This window comes from Crateriforma spongiae (genome assembly GCF_012290005.1).
GTDB lineage: Bacteria > Planctomycetota > Planctomycetia > Pirellulales > Pirellulaceae > Crateriforma > Crateriforma spongiae.
In genome coordinates this window covers 349,786-371,565 of the sequence record NZ_JAAXMS010000001.1, presented here as the reverse complement: position 1 = coordinate 371,565, position 21,780 = coordinate 349,786, and the positions used below count along the sequence as shown (strand labels likewise).

Below are 21,780 nucleotides of genomic sequence, written 5' to 3'. Positions count from 1 at the left end.
ATTGATTTCATGAGCGATGCCGACGCGGCCAACGGGTCGTCAGCTACGGCCGAAAGCGCAGCGTCAGGGCGGGGCACCGGCTTCAAAGCGGATTCGCTTGCGCTCGGCATGGTGATCGTCTTGGCGATGACGATCGTCCAGCGTGCGATCGGGTTCTTTCGCGGCATCTGGTTTTGTCGCTTGATGGACGACGCCGTGGTCGGCCAGTGGTCAATGGCTTTTGGATTCATCACGCTGATCACGCCGGTGATGTTGCTGGGCATTCCCGGTTCGCTGCCGCGCTACGTTGAACATTTTCGCAGCCGAGGCCAACTGGGGTCATTCCTTCGACGCATCGGTTTGACCACCGGGTGCCTGGCAGTGATCGGATTCTGCATCATGTGGTGCTGTCCGCAGTGGTTCGGCTGGCTGATCTTCTTGCAGCCCCAAGACGCCACGCTGATCTATGCGGTCGGTGTGGGCGTGTTGTCGATTGTGTTCTTCAACTTCATCAACGATTTGAATTCGTCCCTGCGGCAGGTCCGCATGGTTTCGGTGATGCAGTTCATGCAGGGCGTCGGTTTTGGAATCGGCGGTGTCGCATGGCTGGCGACCGGCGGCGGATTGACCGGCCTAGTGCTGACGTTTTCGGCAACAACCGTGCTTGCCACCACGCCTGGCCTGTGGCGATTGCGTCGTGGCTGGTCGGGAATGCCGATCGCCACCGAATCGTTTGACGCGCCGAAGATGTGGCGACGCATTCTGCCGTATGCCGCGGCCCTGTGGGCGATGAACTTGATTGGGAATGTGTTCGAGCTCTCCGATCGATACATGATTCTGCACTTCATGCCGGGCGCCGGTGTGGGCGGCGAATCCATCGGCCAGTCCGCGGTGGGCCAATACCACAGTGGCCGCATCCTGCCGATGTTGTTTCTAAGCTTAGCAACACTGTTGGGCGGGATCCTGATGCCCTACTTGGCCGCGGACTGGGAATCCGGTCGCGTGGATGCGGTGCGGCGTCGATTGAAACAGGTGCTGTTGGGTGTTTCGGCGTGCTTTACGTTGATCGCCTCGGGCACCTTGATTCTGTCACCTTGGTTGTTCGGCACCCTGTTGGAAGGCCGCTATGACGACGGGCTATCACTGCTGCCAATGGCGTTTGTGTTTTGTAGCTGGTCGGCGTTGGTGATGATCGGCCAGAACTATCTGTGGGTTGCCGAGAAAGGCAAATGGGTGACCGTCGCCCTTAGCATCGGTCTGGTCAGCAACATCGCATTGAACGCGTGGCTGTTGCCCCGGATGGGACTGCAAGGTGCGGTCCTGGCTACATTGACTGCCAACGGAATCGTCATGGTCGGCGTTTGGCTGGCGATGGTGCGTTGCGGTTATGTCGCCGACCACACCGCGTTTTATGTCGCCGTTATGCCGGCCACCGTACTGGCCGGTCCCTGGGTGGCGGTCGCTGCGGTTACGATCGTGATGATCACCAGTCCCGCAATGCGTCAATGGGCAGAAGAAGGCGTGGCGTTGGCGCGAGAACGTTTCGCATTTCTTGCCCCCGCATCGGCGTGATACCGGATCCTCAACACGGCACGGCAACGCCCACCTGAAGTCTGGTTGTTCGGCGATCGCTGGATTGGCCCGCTGGTGCCCAGGACGCGGATCATCGGTTAGCTTTGCCGCATGAATTTTCTGTGCCACGCTTTGCCGTACCTGAACGATCCCATGATGGCCATCGGCACCGGAGTGCCCGATTGGTTGTCAGTGGTGGATCGTAAAATCCGCGCCCGCAGCCGCATGGCGTTGCCCCATATCGATGACGCCGATCCCGTCCTAAGTGCGATCGCCCGCGGGATCGTCCGACATCACGACGACGACCGATGGTTCCACGGAACCGAAGCGTTCGTGACGACCAACCTGCAGTTCGCCGTTCAGCTACGCGAGCAGTTGCCCGGCGATGAAGGTTTTCGCCCCAGTTTTGTGGGGCACATCTTGATCGAGGTCTTGTTAGACGCATCGTGGTTGCGTCAGCAGCCCGATTTTGGTGAACGGTACTATGCCGAGCTTGCCGACGCACCGTTGGAACATATTCAGCACTGCGTCAATATGATCACCGGTCGACCGACCGACCGACTGGTGGAAGTCTTGCAGCGATTCACACGATCGCGGTTTCTGTTCGACTATCTGGATCATGAACGATTGCTGTTCCGACTGAACCAGGTCATGAATCGTGTGGGGTTAAGCCCGTTGCCGGAAAGCTTGCTGCCGTGGTTGGCCCAGGCGGAGCAGCACGTGGTGCGGCAACGCGATATGATGCTGTCGCCACCCGGGGCCGCATCGCCGTTTCCGCTTTAGCAACGCCTTCCGGCGGCCCCATTCCCACCGCCACTTCGTGACGAAAGAGAATCAAGATCAATGCTGTACGGAATGAATCTGTTATTGTGGTCCGGCGAAGTCACCGAGGACCTGTTGCCGATCTGTGAAAAGCTGAAGGCGATGGGATTTGACGGCGTCGAAATACCGATGTTCAACTTGGATTTGGATTACGCCAAGCTGGGCAAACAGTTGGATGACTTGGGACTACGCCGGACCGCGGTAACGATTCGCAACCTGGAAGACAACCCGATTTCCCCGGACGCCGCCGTCCGCGATAAAGGCGTTGAATTGAACAAGAAAACGCTGGACTGTTGTGCCGCGGTGGGCGCCGAAACGTTGGTCGGCCCCTACCATTCGGCGATCGGCCATTTCAGCGGTGCGGGCGCGACCGCCGATGAATGGCAGTGGGGTGTGGAAAGCATCCGCGCGACGGCCGAGCATGCCGCCGACGTCGGCGTTCGTATGGGCATGGAGGCGCTGAATCGCTTCGAATGTTACTTCCTGAACTGTCACGCCGATTCGGCGCGGTTCGCCCGTGACGTCGATCATCCCGCATGCGGCATCATGTACGACACCTTTCACGCCAACATCGAAGAAAAATCGATGCGTGACGCGGTCCTGGCCGGTGGCGACAAGCTGTATCACATCCACATCAGCGAAAACGATCGCAGCACCCCGGGCACCGGTGGTGTGAACTGGGATGAGAACTTTGATGCGATTGCCGAAAGCGGTTACGACGGCTGGTTGGTCATCGAAGCATTCGGTTTGGCTTTGCCGGAGATCGCCGCCGCCACCAAGATTTGGCGGAAGATGTTCGATACGGAATTGAAGCTGTCCGAGGACGGTTTGAACTTCATGAAATCTGAAATGGAAAAACGCAGTGGCAGCTGACTCCGATGCCGACAACAGCGATTCGGCACCATTGGTTTCCGATAAGGTTCTGTTCCTGTCGGGCGACCTGATGTTCGCATCCCGGGTCAGTTCCGCCGCAAAAACTGCGGGTCTGCAATTCCAGATGTCGGGCAATCTGCCGACCGAACCAGCCGACGACGTTCGCGTGGTCATCTTGGATTTGGCGACGCGTTCATCCATCGTGCAAGGGTTCGGCGCCAAAGTCGCCGATGCTTGTCCCAGGGCGATGACAATAGCCTATGGACCACATGTCCAAGTCGGACCATTGGAATCCGCCAAGGCAGAAAAGCTGGACCACGTCATGACACGTGGCCAATTTGACCGCCAGATCGCCGGATTCTTGCAAACGCTGGCGAATTGATAGGCCCCGGCAAACTTTCCCCAACCGGTACGACACCGAAAAGTCCATCGGTCCGGTGAAGGTTGGTCACTGATCAAGGGGTTTCGGTTTGCCCACGCGTTTGCCCCCGCCGACAGAGTGTCTAGAAGAAGCGTTGATCAAGCGGACGATACGCGCTTCGTCAGGATGACTTTGAAAGCGAGCACGGAACAATGCGTTTGGTGAATTGGTCTGCCACCGCGGCAACGGGGTCTTCGTGCTTTCGTTGGTTGGCCACGGCTTTATTGACCCTGCAGTTCTTCGCCGTGCCGGCTTGTGATGCGTCTGCCCAGGCTTTTTGTGACGGCGGCGTCGCCTGTGATGCCTACGCCGTCGATGCCTGCGACGGCTGCGATGCCTACGTCTGTGACGACGATTGCCATTGTGGATCGCTGCTGAAACGCTTTCGTGCCGACATGGCCGACTGCGGAATCACTTTTCAAAACAATCTGACGCAGTTTTATTTTGGAACCGTCTCGGGCGGGCTTGAGCGTGAATTTGCCTACGGCGGTCATGGCGACTACGTGGCCAACTTTGACCTGGGCAAGTCCGGAATCCACGATGGATTGTTGGTCAAACTGCGTGCGGAACATCGCTTCGGCGAATCCGCCGGTCCGTTTACTGGTTCCTTTTTGCCCGCGACGCTGGCAACGGAATTGCCGGTCGCCAACAGCACGGAAGTTTATCTGACGAATGTTCTGTTCACCCAATTTTTAAGCGAACGGTTTGCCGTTTATGCGGGCAAACTGGACACCTTGGACGGCGATTTGAACGCCTACGCGCACGGTCGCGGCATTCGCCAGTTTTCCAACACCGCCTTCATCGTCAACCCGCTGGCCTTGCGGACGATTCCCTATTCGACCCTGGGCTGCGGCTTTTTCATTCTGGGCGCCGAGGGAACACCGCTGTTGAACTTCACTGTCCTTAACCCGACCGATACCGCCGACAGCGACGGCTTTGACGAACTGTTTGCCGAAGGGGTTTCCTTGTCGACGGAACTGCGATTCGCAACGCCGCTGATGGGCAAACCCGGTCACCAGCTGTTCGGATTCACCTGGAGCAGCCGTGACTATGTGGCGTTGGGACAGGACCCGCGGATCATTTTGCCCAACGTCCCGATCAATCGCGCCGACGGATCATGGTCGTTTTACTGGAACACCGACCAAGCGTTGTGGGTGGATCCATGCGATCCGACGCGTCACTGGGGTTACTTCGCTCGCGCCGGCGTGGCTGATGAAGACGCCAATCCGCTTAGCTATCTGTTGAACTTCGGACTCGGCGGTGCCAGCCCGCTTCGCCGGGGTGATTCATTCGGGGCAGGGTATTTCTACAGCGGAACAAGCGATGAAATCGGCCCGTTCCTGCAAATCCCCTTTGGACCGATTGACGACGGACAGGGCGTCGAACTTTTCTACAACATCCAGGTCGGCGAATCACTGACGGTCACGCCTGATTTTCAGTGGCTGGATTCGGCTCGTGAAAACGTCGAAGACGCCTACGTGATGGGCTTGCGAGCGAATTTGGCCTTCTGATTGTCGGTCCGACTGTCGCTCGACAAACAAGCCGCAAACCCTCTAGCGAACCCCTTCGCCGTCGCGACGCAGATCGCCTTGGTAACGTGATCGCTGCAGTGCGAAATGGCGACGCCATGCGTTTTCGTCAAACCCGTAATCGGCCTCCGGTTCAATCATCCGTAACAGATTACGAACCTCGCCATTCTGACTGCGGCGAATCTCTGCTTTCGCCGCGCTACCGGCCTGCATGCCGTTGGCCCCGGTATCGCCGAATCCGAATGTCATGCCAGGCTGTTGGGGCGCCGCACGAATGTGCTCAGTGACCAAGGCATCGACCCAAACCAGCGCCATTTCGGGATCGACAAACGATTGCAGTGCTGTCGCAGCCAGAGAAACCCCCTTTGCATCAGGGTGTTTCCCCGCGGCGGCTTTGACCAAGACGTCGGTGTAGGATGCGACGGCCGAGGAACGACCATTGGCTTGCAGCTGTTCCAGAATGTCTTGCTGCAGCCGACGATCGGGTTCTTCCAGTCCCGCACGAACCAGAGCCTTGCGAGCCGACGGGTGATCCAGCTTGCCCAACAGACGCACCCACAGACTTCGCAGTCGGCGTGGCTGTCGGCCACCCCGCGACTTTTCCAACTGATCGGCAATCGCGTCGGCCGCCAATGGATCGTCGATTGCTTCCAGATTGGCCCACGCATCGGGTTCCTCGCGACTCAGTGCCGCCAGCATTTGCGACAGCTTTCGATTCCATTGCTTGGCGGTCTTGTCGGTTTCCTTGCGGACCTCTTCGCGAGATATCTGTTCGGGTGCTTTCCACAAATTACCGCCGACGTGGACCAGGCCGCGTGACCGCTGCAAGTCAGTGAACAACGTCCAGCGACCGTTGATCTGCTTGTAACCCAACGAAGCGCGGGCGGCAACGTGATCAGGATTAAGGGTGATCGCGCGTTGCAGGTGATACCGCGCCTGTTCCGGCAAATGGTTGGTCTTGCACCACACCGAAAGCTTGTAGTGTCGCTCGGCGTCTTGGCCGGTCTGGCCGGCAAATCGCTGATACGCCGCCAACTTGTCCGCCGGCTCGATCGAACGCACACGGGATTTCGGCAGCACCAAGACCAGATCCGGGTCGGTCTTCACCCAGACCTGCTGGCGGTCCTTGTCGTCGCTGACCACCTTGGTTTGGCCGGTGACGCCGCCACCGACGTACAGGTCGACTCGTTCGGCAACAGCCGTCGACAAAGGCAGCGTGATCGCCACCACTAGCATTCGTGTCAAAGTTTGCCAATTCATCGGAATGCACCGTCGGTCAAAGGTTCTCGCCTTCAGAGTATCCGCTCCACTGTGGGGCAGAATCGCAAAACCGGATCGAAGTGAAAAAACGACTGGTCCGAACGATTGGAATGTCCGAATTTCATTACCAGCAGCATACTTGACCATTCTGGTCGAATTGGTACTGTTTAGGCATCGGTGGCCGGAAACGGCCGGCCGAGTTGATCGGCCCGAGGCTAGTTTCCCGTTCATCCGCCCCTGTTTTTGATCCTGATTCGATGTCACCGATTGCCAGCGACCGAAATTTGCCGGTGGTTTCCCCCGCCGACCTGCCGGGCGATTATGACGCGACGGTCGATCCAAAGGTGGGCTTGGACGGTCTGCCGGGTGCCCTGGGGGCTGATCCTCCGCTGGCCCCGACGACGGATTTTTTGAACGAATTGGAAAAGGAAAGCCGCCAGCTGGAATCGGCAACTCCCACGGAAATCCTTCGCTGGGCCGTGGATCGATACGCGCCCAAATTCACGATGGCCACGGCGTTCGGTCCCGAAGGGATGACGATCATTCACATGCTGGCGCAGATCGCCCCGGAAACGCCGATCTTCAACCTGGACACCGGCTACCAATTCGAAGAAACCCTGCAATTGCGCGAGCGGGTCAAAGAGCGTTACGGCATTGAGGTCGAATTCAAGCTGCCCGAGCTATCGGTCGAAGCGTTCGAAAAGGCCAACGGCGGTCCGATGTACCAGACCGATCCGAACCGTTGCTGTTTCGAACGAAAGTTGAAGGTGCTGCACCGCGCCGCACAGGGTTGGCACGCTTGGGCCAGTGCGATTCGGCGCGACCAAAGCCCGGACCGCGCCAAAGCACCGATCGTGGGTTGGGACAAGAAGTTTCACTTGGTCAAAATCAGCCCGCTGGCGAATTGGACCAAAAAAGACGTCTGGTCGCTGATCACCAAGGAAGACATCCCGTACAACCCGCTACACGATCGTGGCTATCCCAGCATCGGTTGCCAGCCATGCACCCGTGCGGTGATGGCAGGCGAAGACGAACGCGCCGGGCGCTGGAGCGGGTTTCAAAAAACCGAATGTGGGCTGCACAGCAGCTGACGTGCAACGAGGTGCTTCGATGGTCATTTCTGCACGTGTGCATTACTCCTGCTTGGCATTGGTCGAATTGGCGTCTCGGATGGATGATCCGTCACCCGTGGCGGCCAGTGACATCAGTCAGCGACATGCGATCCCGGGACCTTTCTTGAATCAGATCCTGCGGACGCTTCGCGCCGCCGGTTGGGTTCAAAGCATTCGAGGCAGTCACGGCGGGTATCGTCTGGCGGTCGATCCCGAATCGATCACGGTGCTGGACATCGCCGATGAAGTGGGATGTCAGGAAACCCAAGATCACGGCGAAAGCCAGACCGGCGTCGCGGCAGAAACATTGCAAGACATCTGGGCCGAAGCGACCCAAAGCGCGCGTGATGTTTTGGCCAAGATCACGTTGGCGGAATTGTCGCGTCGTTGCCGACAAGACGACGGCGTGATGTTTTACATCTAATACACGACGGTCACCGGACTTTCGCCATGGGCCGGCATATCACCCCGGGCTGGCAGATCACTTAGGCTGGCCCATCACCGGGCGATCGCTGCTTGACTAGCCGTCCACCTCGGCCGACGATTCGTCATCGGCGACCGAATCCTGGTCTTCCGCTTCATCGCGGTGGTACGTGCGCATCGGCTCGGGCAATGGATCCATCGCCAACTGTTGTTGCAAGAACCCACTGTCTTTGGCTTCTCTTAGCACCGTGACCACGTCACCATAGCCGCCGCCGACGTCCGCAATCCCGTGAATCAGTGCCGTCAGGTTGGCGGGCACGATGGCCAATCGATCGTCTTCACCCGGCAAGAATCGATTGATTCGCAGCTGACCTGGGTTTTCAGGATCTTGCTTGATCAACAGACCACCAGGGCCGAACAATGGGTGCGTCACGTCGATCGTTTCGTCGGGGCCAAACATGACAATTTCTGGCGACTCGCGCAGCGAGACCACGATCGCCGGCTGGCAAGAGCAGGGCACCGTGAACAAGCGAAATTGTCCACTGACGTTTTGACCGGCCAGGACCGATGCGCCATCGGGCCGTCGACGAATCGCACAGAAGGCGCCGTAGCGTGTTTCCAAGCTGGGCTGATCCATCAGACGACGCAAGGTTTCCACCGCCGCGGATCCGTCCATCCCCTCGATCGCCAACAATCCGGGAAAGCGAAACGCGGGTGAATCAGCGATTGCCGATTCCAGTGGCGGCAGTGCCTCATCACGATCCAGGTACGCCAGCGCCTCGGCGACGTAGAATCGCAGTTCGGGATTGTCTTGTTCCAAAGCGTCGACCAACGTGGGAATGGCACTTTCGCCCATCCCTTCCAACTGCAATGCCGCGTCGGCCGATGTCTCGGGATCGGCCAACTTTTGCCCCAAGTCGGCCAGACGCTGTTGCGTTTCCGCCGATTCGGGTTTGACCCCGATGGCACGAGCGACTTCCATCATCCGGTACTGGTTGCGGCGATAACGCGGGTGGACTTCGATCTTGATGTAGTCGTCTTCCAGGGGTTCGGCGATACCGCGTCGCTCGGTCCCATCGAAGAAAAAGAATCGCCGGTTGATGGCTTGCGCGATCGCCGCGGCCATTTTGACGTGCTGAAACTCGGGCCGCAGAATCAAGCCCAGGTCTCGATTTTCGATCACGCGTCCACCGGCAATCACGATGGCTTTGGTCCGCAAGCTGTCGTCGGTCCCCGGTGTCGTGTCGGCTCGGGTCAGCAGTGGCCCCTGGCCGACAGCCAACGGCTCACTTTTCCGCAGACTATTTCGCAGCATCTGTTGGTGCCGCAGGCGTGTTTCCATCAGCCATCCACCGTGCAAATCACGAACATGACTTTGCACCGGAGCGACGACCAGCAAATCCATGGGGTCTCCAGTCCGGGCGCCTGGCGGAATCACGCCGCGGACTTCCACCAATGCCGTCTCCGAACTTTCCAGCACATGGTTGGGGTTCGCCACGTCGTGACGACGCATTTGTTCCACCAATTCATCACGCAGAATCGACGGTTCCGGCGCACCACCGGTGGCGACCAATCGATTCACCAAAGCGACGCCATCGACACGAACCGAATGCAGACCTTTGGGCACGGCCGCTTCACGCACCAGGTCAGGAGCCTTGGGTACCTTCAGCAACTTTTCCAATTTGGCGTCGGCCGAATCATCGTCGTCGCGGCGCCACATCGATGAACAGCCCAACGTACTGGTGCCGGCAATCATCAATGCCGCGGCGGCAAAGATGCCGTTGCGGCGTGTCATGCGAAGACCGACCGGCGGCGTTTTGCAGCATCCGTCGGCGGTGGACTTGGTCGACATGTTCGGCATCCTGCCAGTCGGCTGTCGTGGATTCGTCGTTGATCTCAGCGCACTCCGTCCGGAGTGCGGAAAATTCCTGCCGTGTGCCTACTCCAGCGGACCGCCCGGTGGCAAGATCGAATCAGTCTTTCAGCTTTTGATTGGCACGATGCCGATCGGCGTCGCGGCGGGTCTTTTTGTCCAAATTTGCCCGCAAAGCGCCGGTCAGATCGATTCCCGACTGGTTGGCCAAGCAGATCACGACAAACAGAACGTCGGCCAATTCGTCGGGCAGGCTGCCGCGCGTCGCGTCTTTTTTCCAGCTCTGTTGGCCATGAGTCCGTGAAATGATGCGTGAAACTTCACCGACCTCTTCGACCAATTGGGCCAGATTGGTCATCGGATCAAAGTAGCGCACGCCGATCGTTCGGATCCACTGATCGACCTGATCCTGGGCTTCACGCAACGTCCACGAATCATCGTCGGCCCCCGTATCCACATCCATGCCCTTTGGACTCCACCCATCAAAGTTGACGTCGACGTTGCCCGTCGACCGAAGTGTTCAGCGTCGGCTGCTACTGGGCCAACAGCACAAAGGTACCGCTCTTCCCCGCCACCGCCAGGTCCACCGCGCCATCATCATTCAAGTCTTGCGCGACGATCTGCAATCCGGTTCCGACGTGCCCTTCGTCGATGGTCAAACGCTGAAATTCGTGAGTCTGTGGATCCACGCGATAGGCGTATAAACAGGGCATGTCCATCCCGCCGGGATCGCGTCCGTTGTGGCCAAAGTACCGTTTGCCGGTAATCAATTCAGGCCGTTGATCACCGTCCAAGTCCACCCAAGCCAAACAATGGGGCTGGCTGAAACTGTCGTCAATCAAGTGTTCTTGCCAAGTGAATTCACCCTCCGAATCGACACCGGTGTTTTCCCACCACTGCAATCCAAAATCGTGACCGTTTCCGAAAATCAAATCGCTGTCGCCATCGGAATCCACGTCCGCGACGACCATTGGCAGACTGCTGTGCAATTTCCAAGCGTCATGGAACTTCCAAGGTTGGCCCCATGGATTTTCCGCAGGCTGTTCATACCATCCGTGGCCGACCAGGACATCGGTTCGCCCGTCACCACTGAGGTCGCCGATCGCCGCGCCGTGTCCATTGATGTCGCCCAGGACGTGGGGAACCATCTGGTACTGCGCCGGTTTGCCTTTGGCCTTGGCTGACTGTTTGCCGGACGCGTTTTTTGTTGCGGCAGAACCGGCGGCTTTTGGCGTCTCTTCGATGCGTTCCAATCGCCAAATCGTCGTGGGTGTTTCAGCTTTCCAACTGTTGACGATCCACTCGGGTGTTCCATCCCCGTCGATGTCGCCAAACAACTGGCCTTCGTTGGCGGAATTCTTGGTGTCCACCAACAAGTGCTGGGTCCACTGCTGGCCCAACCGTAATCCTTCGGCACCCGGGTTTTCGTACCAGTGGACTTCGGTCGGCAAGAAGGATCCGGCAATCACATCCAGCCAGCCATCATCGTTAACGTCGAACAAATAGTCGCCGTTGCTCTGAACATATCCGTTCCAATCGTCGATCGTTCGCAAGGGACGCGCGGTCCAATCGACACCGCTGTACCAGTTGCGACCTGCTACCAAATCCATGTGGCCGTCACGGTTCACATCGCCGGCGGCGATGCCCTCGTTGGCGTCCACTGCCAAGGGTCGAATCGCGAACGACATTCGCGTCGACTTTTCACTGATGTCTGCGGCGTGGACCGAACCGACCAGAATCAGGGACAGAGCCAACAATAACTTTGGTGCAGAGTGACACATCGGTGGGAACCCGGAAGCGGGCCTCATGGGAAGGGCGGGGATGGCGTTGGTGCAGATCGCGTCGACACGGATCAGGGCGGGCCCACCCGTCACCCGATGCAATGGACGCGGCAAACAGGGCAAAAAATTCCCGACAAGAAACAGCCGGCAATTCGATTGCGGTTCGACCGAATCGGTGACGCGTGGTCCAACGATCATAACCGTTTTATGGACACCACGCGTTGCATTGCAGGCGTGTCGAACGGACGGCACAATGCCTCACAGCCCGACCGGGGGGACCATTCGAAAGCCTTTGGCTAGACGCTAAAATCCGTGCCCAGCCAAACAATCTGAAACGATTCCGTCCATTGACGGTTTCGCAGATCGGCATGCTCCTTCATATTCCCCCCTTGCAGCGGTGACGGAAAACTTCTCGCCGCGGTCATTGGATTCGACAGCAACGTTGTCCATCCGTTTGCTTCATTCCTTCAATCGATCGAGCTGGTTTTGGAAGCTACCACCTCCACGGATGTCTTGTACTTCGAAGACTTGGCCGTTGGTGACCGATGGTTCAGCCCCGAAAGGGTCATCACGGAACAGGATGTTGCCGACTTCGCCGAATTGACCGGCGACCACGATCCGCTTCATCGCGACGCCTCCAGCCACGGCCTACCTTTCGGTGAACCGGTCGCTCATGGGCTGTTGGGTCTAAGCGTCTTGGCCGGTCTGAGCACCGAGCATCCTCGGGTCAGCACCTTGGCTTTGACCGGGCTTAGCGAATGGTCATTCGAAGCCCCCATTTACTTTGGTGATCGCGTGCGGGTCGCCACGACCGTGTCGGAAATCCAACCGCATGGCCGGCGGGCCGCCCGGGTGACTTGGTTGCGTGAGCTAATCAATCAATCCGATCGAGTGGTCCAGCGTGGGCTCTTGGTCACCTTGGTCGCCAGCAAACGACGGCGTCGCGGCACCGCGCCCGCCGCGATCGTCGATACGACCGACACACCTTCACAACGCGGCACGCTGCCCGCCCGCTAGGCGATCTTTCGCGGTCGGCGACCTTCGTCGCACCTTCTTTGGGTGCAACGGCAAAAACAGCCGTCGTATCCGACAGATTCGTCGCGACAAGTTCGCCGCGGGACCGAGGTCGTCGTCATCCGGTCCGACCCGATGGATAACCGGGGACGGTGCGGTCGATAGCTGAAAACGTACCGCCATCGCCGGGCGGCTGTTTCGTCGTTGCCGCCTGCGCTGGTGCGTGGGCCGCCCTCCGACCTGTCGGGTATGCTGCCGTGAAGTCGCACTTGAACCATTCAGATTCCATCGAACCGACAACGCCCGCCGCTACGAAAGTGGCAACGAGTCACCGGCGCCCCGTCCGCCGCAAAGAGGGAAGTTTTGTGTCGTCACGCCACGACGCGGTGCTGCAACAAACTCTGGGCGACGTCCAACGCCCGCTACGGGGTGTCCGAGAAACCGTTCGGCAAGTCCGTGCCGGCGAACTGGGCACACTGTCATTGAGACAGGCGGAATGTTTGGATGAAGTTCTGCGTCAGTGTGATGGGCTGGAGCAACTGATTCGACAAGCCTATCCCGACGACGCGGACGACCTTGATATCCCAGCGGTCCGTCGGCGTTGGGTGGCCACATCGGACGTTCGCCGCAGCATCGAATCGGCGCTTCCGCAGTGCTTGCCTGACGGGACCGAAGTCTTGTGGGACGGTGGCACCGATCCATCGCATCGCGTGTTTGGTGACCCAGATGTTTTGGCCGCACTGATGATCCACCTGATCACCCGATCGGCTTTGGTTTCCCGCGGCAGGCACCCCGTACTGGTCCGATTGAACCACAGCGACGACGGCGATTGTCAGCAATGGTCAGTCATTGATCGCGGCCCGGGATTGTCCGCCGACCAGCTGCAGCAGTTTGTGGAAAGCGACGCTCGCGATGGTGATAGTTTTTCACAAGGACTGATGCTGTGTCGCCAGTTGGCGGGCATGCATTTTTCGCCGCTGACGATCATCTCCGATGCAAACGTTGGTACCGAGACGGGGCTGAACATCCCCGCGTCCGGTCCGCGTTCAGTCGCCAAAGCATGGTGCGAATGGCGTTTACAGTATCGCCCACCCTCGGTGGCACCACGCCGCACTCATGCGATTCGTCCGCAGAAGACGTCCGCCAACTCCGTGCGTCACATCACTCGATTGGATCGACCGCGTGCGGCCCAGCCCACATCGCGTGGGACAAACCGTGTCCAGCTGAATTGGAACGATATTCGTCCGCGTTCCCCGCATCAGGTCATTGCGGGCACCGTGACGCTGGGTGCCACGTGCTCGAAACAATTGGCAACACGCTTGGACGATTTGTTTCATGAACGACTATCGCCATTCGACTTCGTTTATCGCATCGGTGACCGACAATGGGTGTGGGTGTTCGATGCGTCGATCGACCAGATGGAAGAACGCTGGGAACGTTTGAATGAATCCGTGCGTCAACAGGTCCCCGAAGCTCGACTGGATTGGAGCGATCCTCAGATCATTCCTGTCGATCAGCGTCGCATGACGTCACGGATCAGCGACCTGTTGGTGCGTCAAACCCTTTCGTCACAAACCGACTTGCGGCACTTTGATCACAATCAAGTCCGTCTGGGCACCAAGCCGCTTGAACCTTCACCGGTGGCCATGGCTCGGCTGGATGAAGAAATGCTGCGGATGGGAGCAAGACTTCGCAAGCAGACACAAAGCCTGCGGTCCCACGCCAGCCGCATGCGTCCGAAAGAACGTTAGATATGACGTCGGAGCGACCTGCCCACGATCGCCTTGTTCCAGCCTGCTGATCGACAATCGCCCTGACAGAATCCATCAATCACTTTGACTAGCTCCAGCGACGATCGCTTTCCTCGTCTGCAGCATCGGGCATCGATGGACCGGGCGTATCGACAGCGTACGCTTCCACCTCAAACGGGTTCTCGCGATACCCGTCGCGTCCGCGTAGTTGCAACCACAGCGACCAGCCCAGGTAGACCGGGATGAACGCGGGCCCCCATCGTTCGTATTGCCGAACGTGAACGCGTTCGTGGGCACGCGTTACCGTCAAAGCAGCTAAGTCGGTTCCGAAGACGACATGGCCGACCGTCATCGCCCGTGGTTGGATGGGCAGACGATTTAGCGTCTGGAGCACCCACGGCCCATCGATTTCGATAACGCCCTGGACCCAGCGAAAGCGTCCGCAAAGTAGCAAGCCGATCGCGACGGCGGCCAACGTGTTGGGAGACGCCCATAAATAGCCGATGGCACGTCGCATCATTTCCCAGTGACCATGTCCTGATGTCGGATCAAGCGTTTTGGCCCGTTGGCCAGACCGCCCCCATCGCCGCATCAGTCTAAACGTCCGCTGGTCGTTCCACACATCCGCCGGCCAAAACCCGACGGATCGTTCGACGCCGGCGTCTTACGAACGGCTCGTTTCCTATCGATGAATCAGGCCAGGTCGTCCGATTCACCCGATTCGTCCATTTCGACATCGGCCGCATCTTCATCGATATCGGTGTCCAGTCCCAACTGAGCGATTTGTTCGTCGTCCAACTTGACGTATCCCAGCGAACGCACCACTTCCAAGACTTCGCTGCACGTCGGGAACATCCGCCCACTGCTTTGCTTGTAGTCGTCCATCGCACGCATGAATTCGATCTCTTGATCGTTATAGTCACGCTCGCAAGTCGTGGGATCGATATGGCGACGGCGCTGCTTCTTGCGACGAGTCTTGCTGCCAGCTTCGGCATCGACCGTGGCGACTTTGTCGGCCCGTCGATCTTTACGACGGCGGTCCAAGGTCAAGATCTCGCCGGCAAACTGGTCGTTGTTGGTGGTCGAAGCGGTCATCAGCATTCCCCTCGTGCGTGCTTTGCCGACGTCGATGATGCGTCGGCGATTCGAAGTGATTTCGGATCGGAACGGCTGGGGAATCTTTGACGTCAGCGGTGAAGTGTTTCACGCCGACAATCCCCGGCCGTTAGAACAGTAGCACGCAGATTGCGCAAACCTTTCCGGACCAGGGCACCTTTCGGGCTGGAGAAACTTTAACGGGCAATGACCGTGACAGTTATGACGGTTGCACCGACAGATCGCCGATTCGACCACCGGAACAGCGACGAACCGGTCGCTTTTTGCAAAGAATTCAGTCCACCGGCGCCGAATCGATCGCCGTTCGCAATTCGCCGACAAACTGGCTGACCCGTTTCACGGCGTCGTCGCGATCCGATGCCGCCGCAATCCGCCGGACCACGGCCGAACCGACGATCAGACCGTCGGCGACCGGAGCGAGCTGCGCCGCCGTTTCCGGACCGCTGATCCCGAAACCGATGCAGATCGGCAGCTCAGTGCGCTGCTTCAACCAACGCACGTTTTCCCCCAGCGTTTCGGGCAACGCGGCACGTTCCCCCGTGATCCCCGTCACCGACACAAAGTACAGAAAACCGGTCGACGATTCGGCGATGCGGATCTGGCGGTCGCGTGAGGTCGTGGGAGTGACCAGCAACACAAGAGAAAAGTCAAGTTCGGAGCAAACCTTCGACAAGGGACCGGCTTCTTCGACCAACAAATCGGGAACGATCGCTCCGGCGTAGCCCGCGTCAATCGCACGCTGCACGTATTGCCGAAGCCCCATTCGATAGATGATCGAATAGCTGGCCATGGTGACCAAAGGCAGCTGGGCGTCCGCATTGCGGACTTGAGACGGCAAATCGAACAAGCCATCCAAACGGAATCCGGAATCCAGGGCCCGCTGATAGGATTCTTGGATCACCGGCCCGTCAGCAATCGGGTCGCTATACGGGACGCCGATTTCGCATAAATCAGCGCCGGCCGCTTTGACCCCGTTCAAGATGGCCGCAGTGGTTTCGAAATCCGGATCGCCGGCGGTGATGAACGGCATCAAGGCTTTACGGCCATCACCACGTAAACGCTGGAACAGTTCGTCAACTTTCGACATCGATCAGGCGCGTCCCAAGTTCTTATTCATGTTTTTCTTGTACTGTTCGACACCCGGTTGACCGTAAGGATTGATCCCAAGCAAACGACCTTCGATCACGGTGGCGATCATCAGCATTTGGAACAACTGGCCCAGCACATGGGTGTCGATCTTCGGCAAAATGATGTCGGTGGTGGGTCGACCATCGGCGTGCAACGCATCGTTGGTCCCCTTGATGGCTGCCGACATGATTTCGGGCAACGTTTTTTCGGCGATGTCATTCATGCCGTCCTGGTTTCGCTCGCTGTGCCCCACGGCCAACGCATCGGTACGAACCGATTGAACGATCACGTTGTTGAAGACTTTGTCGTTGGCCCCTTGTTGATGCTGTTGGTGTCGGCTGTGCAAATCACGTGTATTGACCGTGGTCAGCGGCGTGACGCCTTTGCCATCCTTGCCGTTGGATTCGGCCAACAACTGGTCGTACCACAATCCAAGCGATTCCAGTGCCTTGGTCCAAACACTCATCACCCGAATCGATTTTCCGCGATGCTGTGCCAGCAAATGATTGACGGCGACGTACTGCAGCACGACGTTGTCGGCGTAGTCGGCGGTTTTGAAATGCTCGTTCATCGCCACGGCGCCTTCGAGCAATTTCATACAGTCCAGCCCCAGGAATGCCGCGGGTACCAGACCGACCGGTGACAAGACGCTGAAACGTCCGCCCACACCATCGGGCACACTGAAGACTTCTTCGCAACCGATTTCCTGAGCCAAGTTGAACAGCTTGCCGCCTTCGCCGGTGACCGGGACCACCAGCTTGCCCAACCAGTCCTTGGCCTCTTCGCCCAACTCCGATTCCAGCGCGGGCAGAAACAAACGGAATGCCGCCGCCGTTTCCATCGTTCCGCCCGACTTGCTGATCACGACAAGGGCCGATCGTTTCTCGGCCGCCGAATCGCCGTAGCCGCCCGACCGCAAGCGACGCAGCAATGAATCGGCGGCATCGTTGTCAACGTTGTTGCCCTCGAAATACATCCGCGGCTTACTGCCACGGGCGGCTCGCGTCAGTTCATTGTGGTAGGGGTCACAGCAGGCTTCCATCATCGCGCGGGCGCCCATGTAGGATCCGCCGATCCCCAGCACGGTCACCGCATCGATCGAATCATGCAGCCCGTTGGCGACCTTGAAGATCCGGCCCAGTTCGCTGGCTTCGCGATCCTTCTGATAGGCTTCCAATTGTTCTTCGGGCAGCCAGAAAAACCGAGCATCCAGAGGCTGTTTTTCGGCGGGGATATCACCGCTGTCGTATTGCTTGCGGTCGGTTTCCACCATCTCCGTTCGCAGTGCCGCCAATTCGTCACCCAGCGAATCGATTTGGGCTTGGGTGACGCCGTAGTCGTCGTTGATGGAACCGGACGGATCGAACTGCAACAGAGACATCTTGAAATCGCTCGTTGTGGACCAGGAAAATTCGGGCGGACAGTCCGCAGAGCTTAGCGAATCGAACCGTCGCGCCGAAGCCTACGTCCGACGCGACACCGGCGGCCGGTCCCCCGACGCGGCCCGTTTCGTCGCCACCGCCCGCCCGGCAACCGATCGGGCACCACGAGGACTCGTGGGACAATCCGGTGATGCGCGTTAGACTCCCCCGCGAAAATCAGTTTCCATTCCATTTTGTCCTTCGCGAAAGAGACACGCCGCCGTGACTGACCTGCGTCGCAAACCCGTCGTTTTGATTGTTCGTGATGGTTGGGGGCAAAACCCCGACCCCCAGTGGGACAAGGCCAACGCCATCGTGCAGGCCGATACCCCGGTGGCCGACGAACTGATGCAGAAATACCCGAACGTGCTGATCCACACATCCGGCGAAGACGTCGGTCTGCCGGAAGGCGTGATGGGCAATAGCGAAGTCGGACACCAAAACATCGGCGCCGGCCGTATCGTCGATCAAGAAGTGATGAGAATCACACGGGCGATTCGTGAAGGCAGCTTTTTCGAAAACAAAGTCGTCAATGCCGCGGTCGATCATGTCAAAGAAACCGGCGGCACCCTGCACCTGCTGGGGCTGATGTCCGACGGACGGGTCCACAGCGATATCACCCACGCCGATGCGTTCATCCGAGTCGCCAAGGATGCGGGCTTGGGACACGACCGGTTGGCGATCCACGCGATCACCGATGGCCGTGACACGTCGCCCACCGGCGGTGCCGCGTTCGTCGAAAGTGTCCAACAGAAGTGCCAGGAACTGGGGGCCGGCCACATCGCCAGCGTCATCGGACGCTTCTATGCCATGGACCGTGATTTTCGTTGGGACCGAGTCCAGCAAGCCTATGACATGCTGACCAAGGGTACCGAAAAAACCGCGGACTCCGCCGTCGACGCCATCCGTGATTACTACGACAACCCGACCGAACCCAGCCGCAGTGGCGATGAGTTCATCACGGCCACGACCATCCCCTACAACGGCAAGCCGTCGTTGATCGGTCCCGGCGATGCGGTCGTCTTCATGAATTATCGCGGTGACCGCCCCCGCGAACTGACCAAAGCGTTTGTCTTGGATGACGACGCGTGGTCGCAAATCCAAGGTGGTGGTTTTGACCGTGGTGAGAAGATCGACAACCTGTATTTTGCCACCATGGCGGGCTATGAAACCGGGTTGCCGGTCAACGTGATTTTCGAAAAGCCACCCAAGATGCCGAACATCTTGGGTGAATACGTCAGCAAGCTGGGACTGAAACAATTCCGCTGTGCCGAAACGGAAAAGTACCCCCACGTCACGTTCTTCTTCAACGACTATCGCGACGAACCGTTCGACGGCCAAAACAATGAAATGGCCCAGTCGCCACGCGACGTGTCGACTTATGACCAAAAGCCGGAAATGTCGGCACCCGAGGTCACCCAGATCGTCTTGAAAGAAATCGAATCAGGACGCAGCGACATGATCATCATCAACTACGCCAACGGTGATATGGTCGGCCACACGGGGAACCTGGATGCGGCTGTGAAAGCGGTCGAAACCGTCGACGATGGCGTCGGCCAATTGGTCAAGGCAACCCTGGCCAAAGGCGGGTCCCTGGTCGTTACGGCGGATCACGGCAACTGCGAACAGATGACCAACCCGGAAACCGGCGGCCCACACACCGCCCACACCACCTTTGACGTGCCGTTGATCGTCGTCGACCCTGATTCGGTCGGCAAATCGCTGCGTGAAGGTGGCCGTCTGGCCGACATCGCACCGACCGTGCTGGCTTTGATGGGCTTGGAAAAGCCCGCGGACATGACCGGCGAATCGTTGGTCGACGTCAGCTAAAAGCGACTTTCCCCAATATCAAAACGCGATCCAACGCCGGTCGGGCTCAGGCTTTGACCGGCGTTTTTTCATGCACACCGCGACCAATCAAACGCCGCCAGAAATCCGGCGGAACAAAGATCATGTTGGCGACAATCATCATCACGCCGAACGTGATCATCCCCAAGAACAAAGCGATCCCGCCGTGCACGGCAACGGCCATCGCCAACACGATCGGGCGAGTCAAACGCGGCCAAACGAGCGCGCAATAAAAGACTTCCCAAAACAACGTGGTGTGCGTCAGCAAGGAAAACAGTCGGGGATAGCGTCCCATCCAAGTCATGTCCCACGACTGGTATTCGTAGTTGGCGACCGCAAACCAAACCGCCGTTCCGTCCCACCACATTTCTCCGCGGGCCTTCGCCAGTCCGCCAAATAGATAGATGACACAGACGTGAATCTGAAACAAACGCGTCGCCACGTTGGTCGACACGGACGGACGGTTCGCCGGCAGCCAGCGGTCTCGCATCTTTGCCGACCATTTGCCGCGACGTCGCAACCAAGCGTCCACCGACCAGACGGCACCACAAGGAGCCAGACTTAAATACATGGCCGAATAGGTCATGATTTGGTCCAGCCCGAACAATGCGCCCGTCAAACGGTGCACGTACATCAGGTTCAAAAACCAAGCCAACGGAACCGTCAGACGTGACAGGAAACCAACCGCCATCAATGCCGACGCGGTGATTGCCAATAATTGATGGGCCCACAACAGCGATGCGTTGTCGATGTGCCAAAGATAGCTACGCGCCCAATCGCTGACGCCAAAAGCACCATCGTGCAATTGCTTGGCGGTCACGTTGTCGATCCAGGCGTCAGGCCCCAAGAACGACATCAGATCCTTGGCCAAAACCAAATGGGAATACAACAGCATGACGCCGGTGGCGATGCGAATGACAGCCAACGTTTCGCCGGTTCGTCCGCAAAACCAGAATTTGTCCCAAGCCGCGGCCACATCACGCAACCAAGACCGAATTTCACCCATTGCTGCGCCGATCATCGAACGTCGACTCCCGATTCGGTGGCATCGGCGGGCGATGTTGGCTGCGGGGGCGAACTGGGCGTAGGTGAATTGGGCGTAGGCGAAACCGTTTCGGGCAACAGTTCAGGAGCCGGCGCGGGTGCGATTGCCCCGGCCGCCATGGGCATCGGTACGGGATCCCACTGGTCGGGCATCACGCGATACGACTGCTCGGACCGCAGATCCGTCGTCCCCGGATCAAACTCCAGAAAGCTGGGCAGCAAGTGCTCCAACCGTCGAATGGCAACGACGCGTCCAGGATTCTTCGACCGCAGATGCCGCACATAGGACTGGCGGACGTATTCGTAGCGGGCCCGGGACGCTTCCCACAACTCGGCTGCGGCGGGATCCTGTTCTTTCAACTCCGGTGGCGGTCCTGGTGGGTGGTGAATCTCCGTCAAATACTCCGCCAACATGAAATGCCGGTGATACAACAAGCGTGGCCAATCGCGATCCAAATCCGGATAAACCGGCTCCTGCAGATCGGGATCGGTCAATTCACCAATCGCCGCTTGGACCAAGTGACTGGGACCGGGGTCGGGTGCAAAGAACGCGTAGCCGCGATTCAAATACAGGAATTCACCATAGCCACGCAGCGGCATCAGTAACGTATCGACCGACGGCGAACTGCCCAGCGAACCACGCGTTTGAAAACTTAGCGGTGCCAAGAAAACGGCGCCCACGTGCAGCACCACCAACGCACTGATGCATCGCTTGACCGCGGGTCGAATCGGTGCCGGTTCTTCTTGGCTGGCTGGCTGGATGCTTGACACGTCAATGGATCCGTCGCACGAAAAAATGCCGCGTCCCACAAC

At 58.6% G+C, this 21,780-nt stretch carries 21 protein-coding genes; 11 read left to right on the top strand and 10 right to left on the bottom strand.

All coding sequences use genetic code 11. The features are described from left to right. The first annotated feature begins 9 nt into the window (after positions 1 to 9). The 5 genes from HFP54_RS01425 (at position 10) to HFP54_RS01405 (ending at position 5,178) form a co-directional block, all read left to right on the top strand. Positions 10 to 1,551 carry a lipopolysaccharide biosynthesis protein gene (locus HFP54_RS01425; protein ID WP_168563798.1) on the top strand — a complete coding sequence of 514 codons (1,542 nt, stop codon included), beginning with the start codon at positions 10 to 12 and terminating at the stop codon, positions 1,549 to 1,551. A gap of 111 nt (positions 1,552 to 1,662) precedes the next feature. Beyond that, positions 1,663 to 2,334, top strand: a complete 672-nt coding sequence (locus HFP54_RS01420; RefSeq protein ID WP_168563797.1) for a hypothetical protein — start codon at positions 1,663 to 1,665, stop codon at positions 2,332 to 2,334. A 60-nt stretch (positions 2,335 to 2,394) separates the two neighbouring features. Beyond that, complete coding sequence (locus HFP54_RS01415; protein ID WP_168563796.1) at positions 2,395 to 3,246, top strand: sugar phosphate isomerase/epimerase family protein; 852 nt, start codon at positions 2,395 to 2,397, stop codon at positions 3,244 to 3,246. Further along, the gene (locus tag HFP54_RS01410) at positions 3,236 to 3,628 is read left to right on the top strand and encodes a histidine kinase (protein ID WP_168563795.1); all 393 of its coding nucleotides are present in this window, start codon (positions 3,236 to 3,238) and stop codon (positions 3,626 to 3,628) included. The genes HFP54_RS01415 and HFP54_RS01410 overlap by 11 nt, the downstream gene beginning before the upstream one ends. Before the next feature lie 200 nt (positions 3,629 to 3,828). Then, positions 3,829 to 5,178: a carbohydrate porin gene (locus tag HFP54_RS01405; protein WP_315853825.1), complete on the top strand. Its 1,350-nt coding sequence runs from the start codon at positions 3,829 to 3,831 to the stop codon at positions 5,176 to 5,178. 42 nt (positions 5,179 to 5,220) lie between these two features. Here HFP54_RS01405 and HFP54_RS01400 read toward each other — a convergent pair whose 3' ends face one another. Then, positions 5,221 to 6,456 (bottom strand): hypothetical protein, encoded by a 1,236-nt coding sequence (locus HFP54_RS01400; protein ID WP_168563793.1) that lies wholly within the window; start codon positions 6,454 to 6,456, stop codon positions 5,221 to 5,223. A 257-nt stretch (positions 6,457 to 6,713) separates the two neighbouring features. Between HFP54_RS01400 and HFP54_RS01395 the strand changes: the two genes are divergently transcribed. Together HFP54_RS01395 and HFP54_RS01390 are read left to right on the top strand one after the other, a co-directional pair. Continuing rightward, positions 6,714 to 7,547, top strand: coding sequence for a phosphoadenylyl-sulfate reductase (locus HFP54_RS01395; RefSeq protein ID WP_146411849.1), 834 nt, complete (start codon positions 6,714 to 6,716; stop codon positions 7,545 to 7,547). Positions 7,548 to 7,566: 19 nt separating this feature from the next. After that, the gene (locus HFP54_RS01390) at positions 7,567 to 7,992 is read left to right on the top strand and encodes an RrF2 family transcriptional regulator (RefSeq protein WP_146411847.1); all 426 of its coding nucleotides are present in this window, start codon (positions 7,567 to 7,569) and stop codon (positions 7,990 to 7,992) included. Positions 7,993 to 8,088: 96 nt separating this feature from the next. Here the strand turns inward: HFP54_RS01390 and HFP54_RS01385 are convergent, their stop codons facing one another. The 3 genes from HFP54_RS01385 to HFP54_RS01375 form a co-directional block, all read right to left on the bottom strand. Next, a complete protein-coding gene (locus tag HFP54_RS01385) occupies positions 8,089 to 9,843 on the bottom strand; it encodes a flagellar basal body P-ring protein FlgI (RefSeq protein ID WP_235951176.1) in 1,755 nt (584 codons plus the stop codon). Between the two features lie 121 nt (positions 9,844 to 9,964). Beyond that, the gene (locus HFP54_RS01380) at positions 9,965 to 10,327 is read right to left on the bottom strand and encodes a nucleotide pyrophosphohydrolase (RefSeq protein WP_168563792.1); all 363 of its coding nucleotides are present in this window, start codon (positions 10,325 to 10,327) and stop codon (positions 9,965 to 9,967) included. A gap of 70 nt (positions 10,328 to 10,397) precedes the next feature. After that, positions 10,398 to 11,552 carry an FG-GAP repeat domain-containing protein gene (locus tag HFP54_RS01375; protein ID WP_390656503.1) on the bottom strand — a complete coding sequence of 385 codons (1,155 nt, stop codon included), beginning with the start codon at positions 11,550 to 11,552 and terminating at the stop codon, positions 10,398 to 10,400. A 579-nt stretch (positions 11,553 to 12,131) separates the two neighbouring features. On the opposite strand from HFP54_RS01375, the gene HFP54_RS01370 reads away from it, so the two are divergent. Next, on the top strand, positions 12,132 to 12,662 hold the full coding sequence (locus HFP54_RS01370) for a MaoC family dehydratase (RefSeq protein ID WP_197136167.1): 531 nt from the start codon (positions 12,132 to 12,134) through the stop codon (positions 12,660 to 12,662). 362 nt (positions 12,663 to 13,024) lie between these two features. Beyond that, entirely contained in the window at positions 13,025 to 14,410 is a 1,386-nt protein-coding gene (locus tag HFP54_RS01365) for an ATP-binding protein (protein ID WP_146439314.1), read from the top strand. Positions 14,411 to 14,498: 88 nt separating this feature from the next. Here the strand turns inward: HFP54_RS01365 and HFP54_RS01360 are convergent, their stop codons facing one another. The 4 genes from HFP54_RS01360 to HFP54_RS01345 all read right to left on the bottom strand — a co-directional run bounded on the left by HFP54_RS01360 (position 14,499) and on the right by HFP54_RS01345 (position 18,035). Beyond that, a complete protein-coding gene (locus tag HFP54_RS01360) occupies positions 14,499 to 14,930 on the bottom strand; it encodes a hypothetical protein (RefSeq protein WP_235951175.1) in 432 nt (143 codons plus the stop codon). 173 nt (positions 14,931 to 15,103) lie between these two features. Continuing rightward, positions 15,104 to 15,505, bottom strand: coding sequence for a hypothetical protein (locus tag HFP54_RS01355; protein WP_206035950.1), 402 nt, complete (start codon positions 15,503 to 15,505; stop codon positions 15,104 to 15,106). Between the two features lie 295 nt (positions 15,506 to 15,800). Continuing rightward, complete coding sequence (gene trpA / locus HFP54_RS01350; protein WP_168563790.1) at positions 15,801 to 16,613, bottom strand: tryptophan synthase subunit alpha; 813 nt, start codon at positions 16,611 to 16,613, stop codon at positions 15,801 to 15,803. A gap of 3 nt (positions 16,614 to 16,616) precedes the next feature. Beyond that, entirely contained in the window at positions 16,617 to 18,035 is a 1,419-nt protein-coding gene (locus HFP54_RS01345; RefSeq protein ID WP_168563789.1) for a phosphoglucose isomerase-related protein, read from the bottom strand. A 1-nt stretch (position 18,036) separates the two neighbouring features. On the opposite strand from HFP54_RS01345, the gene HFP54_RS01340 reads away from it, so the two are divergent. Together HFP54_RS01340 and gpmI are read left to right on the top strand one after the other, a co-directional pair. Continuing rightward, entirely contained in the window at positions 18,037 to 18,237 is a 201-nt protein-coding gene (locus HFP54_RS01340) for a hypothetical protein (protein WP_168563788.1), read from the top strand. A 60-nt stretch (positions 18,238 to 18,297) separates the two neighbouring features. Beyond that, complete coding sequence (gene gpmI / locus HFP54_RS01335; protein ID WP_168563787.1) at positions 18,298 to 19,905, top strand: 2,3-bisphosphoglycerate-independent phosphoglycerate mutase; 1,608 nt, start codon at positions 18,298 to 18,300, stop codon at positions 19,903 to 19,905. Positions 19,906 to 19,951: 46 nt separating this feature from the next. Here the strand turns inward: gpmI and HFP54_RS01330 are convergent, their stop codons facing one another. Beyond that, a complete protein-coding gene (locus tag HFP54_RS01330) occupies positions 19,952 to 20,944 on the bottom strand; it encodes an HTTM domain-containing protein (protein WP_168563786.1) in 993 nt (330 codons plus the stop codon). Then, positions 20,941 to 21,738 (bottom strand): hypothetical protein, encoded by a 798-nt coding sequence (locus tag HFP54_RS01325; RefSeq protein WP_168563785.1) that lies wholly within the window; start codon positions 21,736 to 21,738, stop codon positions 20,941 to 20,943. The genes HFP54_RS01330 and HFP54_RS01325 overlap by 4 nt, the downstream gene beginning before the upstream one ends. Positions 21,739 to 21,780 lie beyond the last annotated feature (42 nt).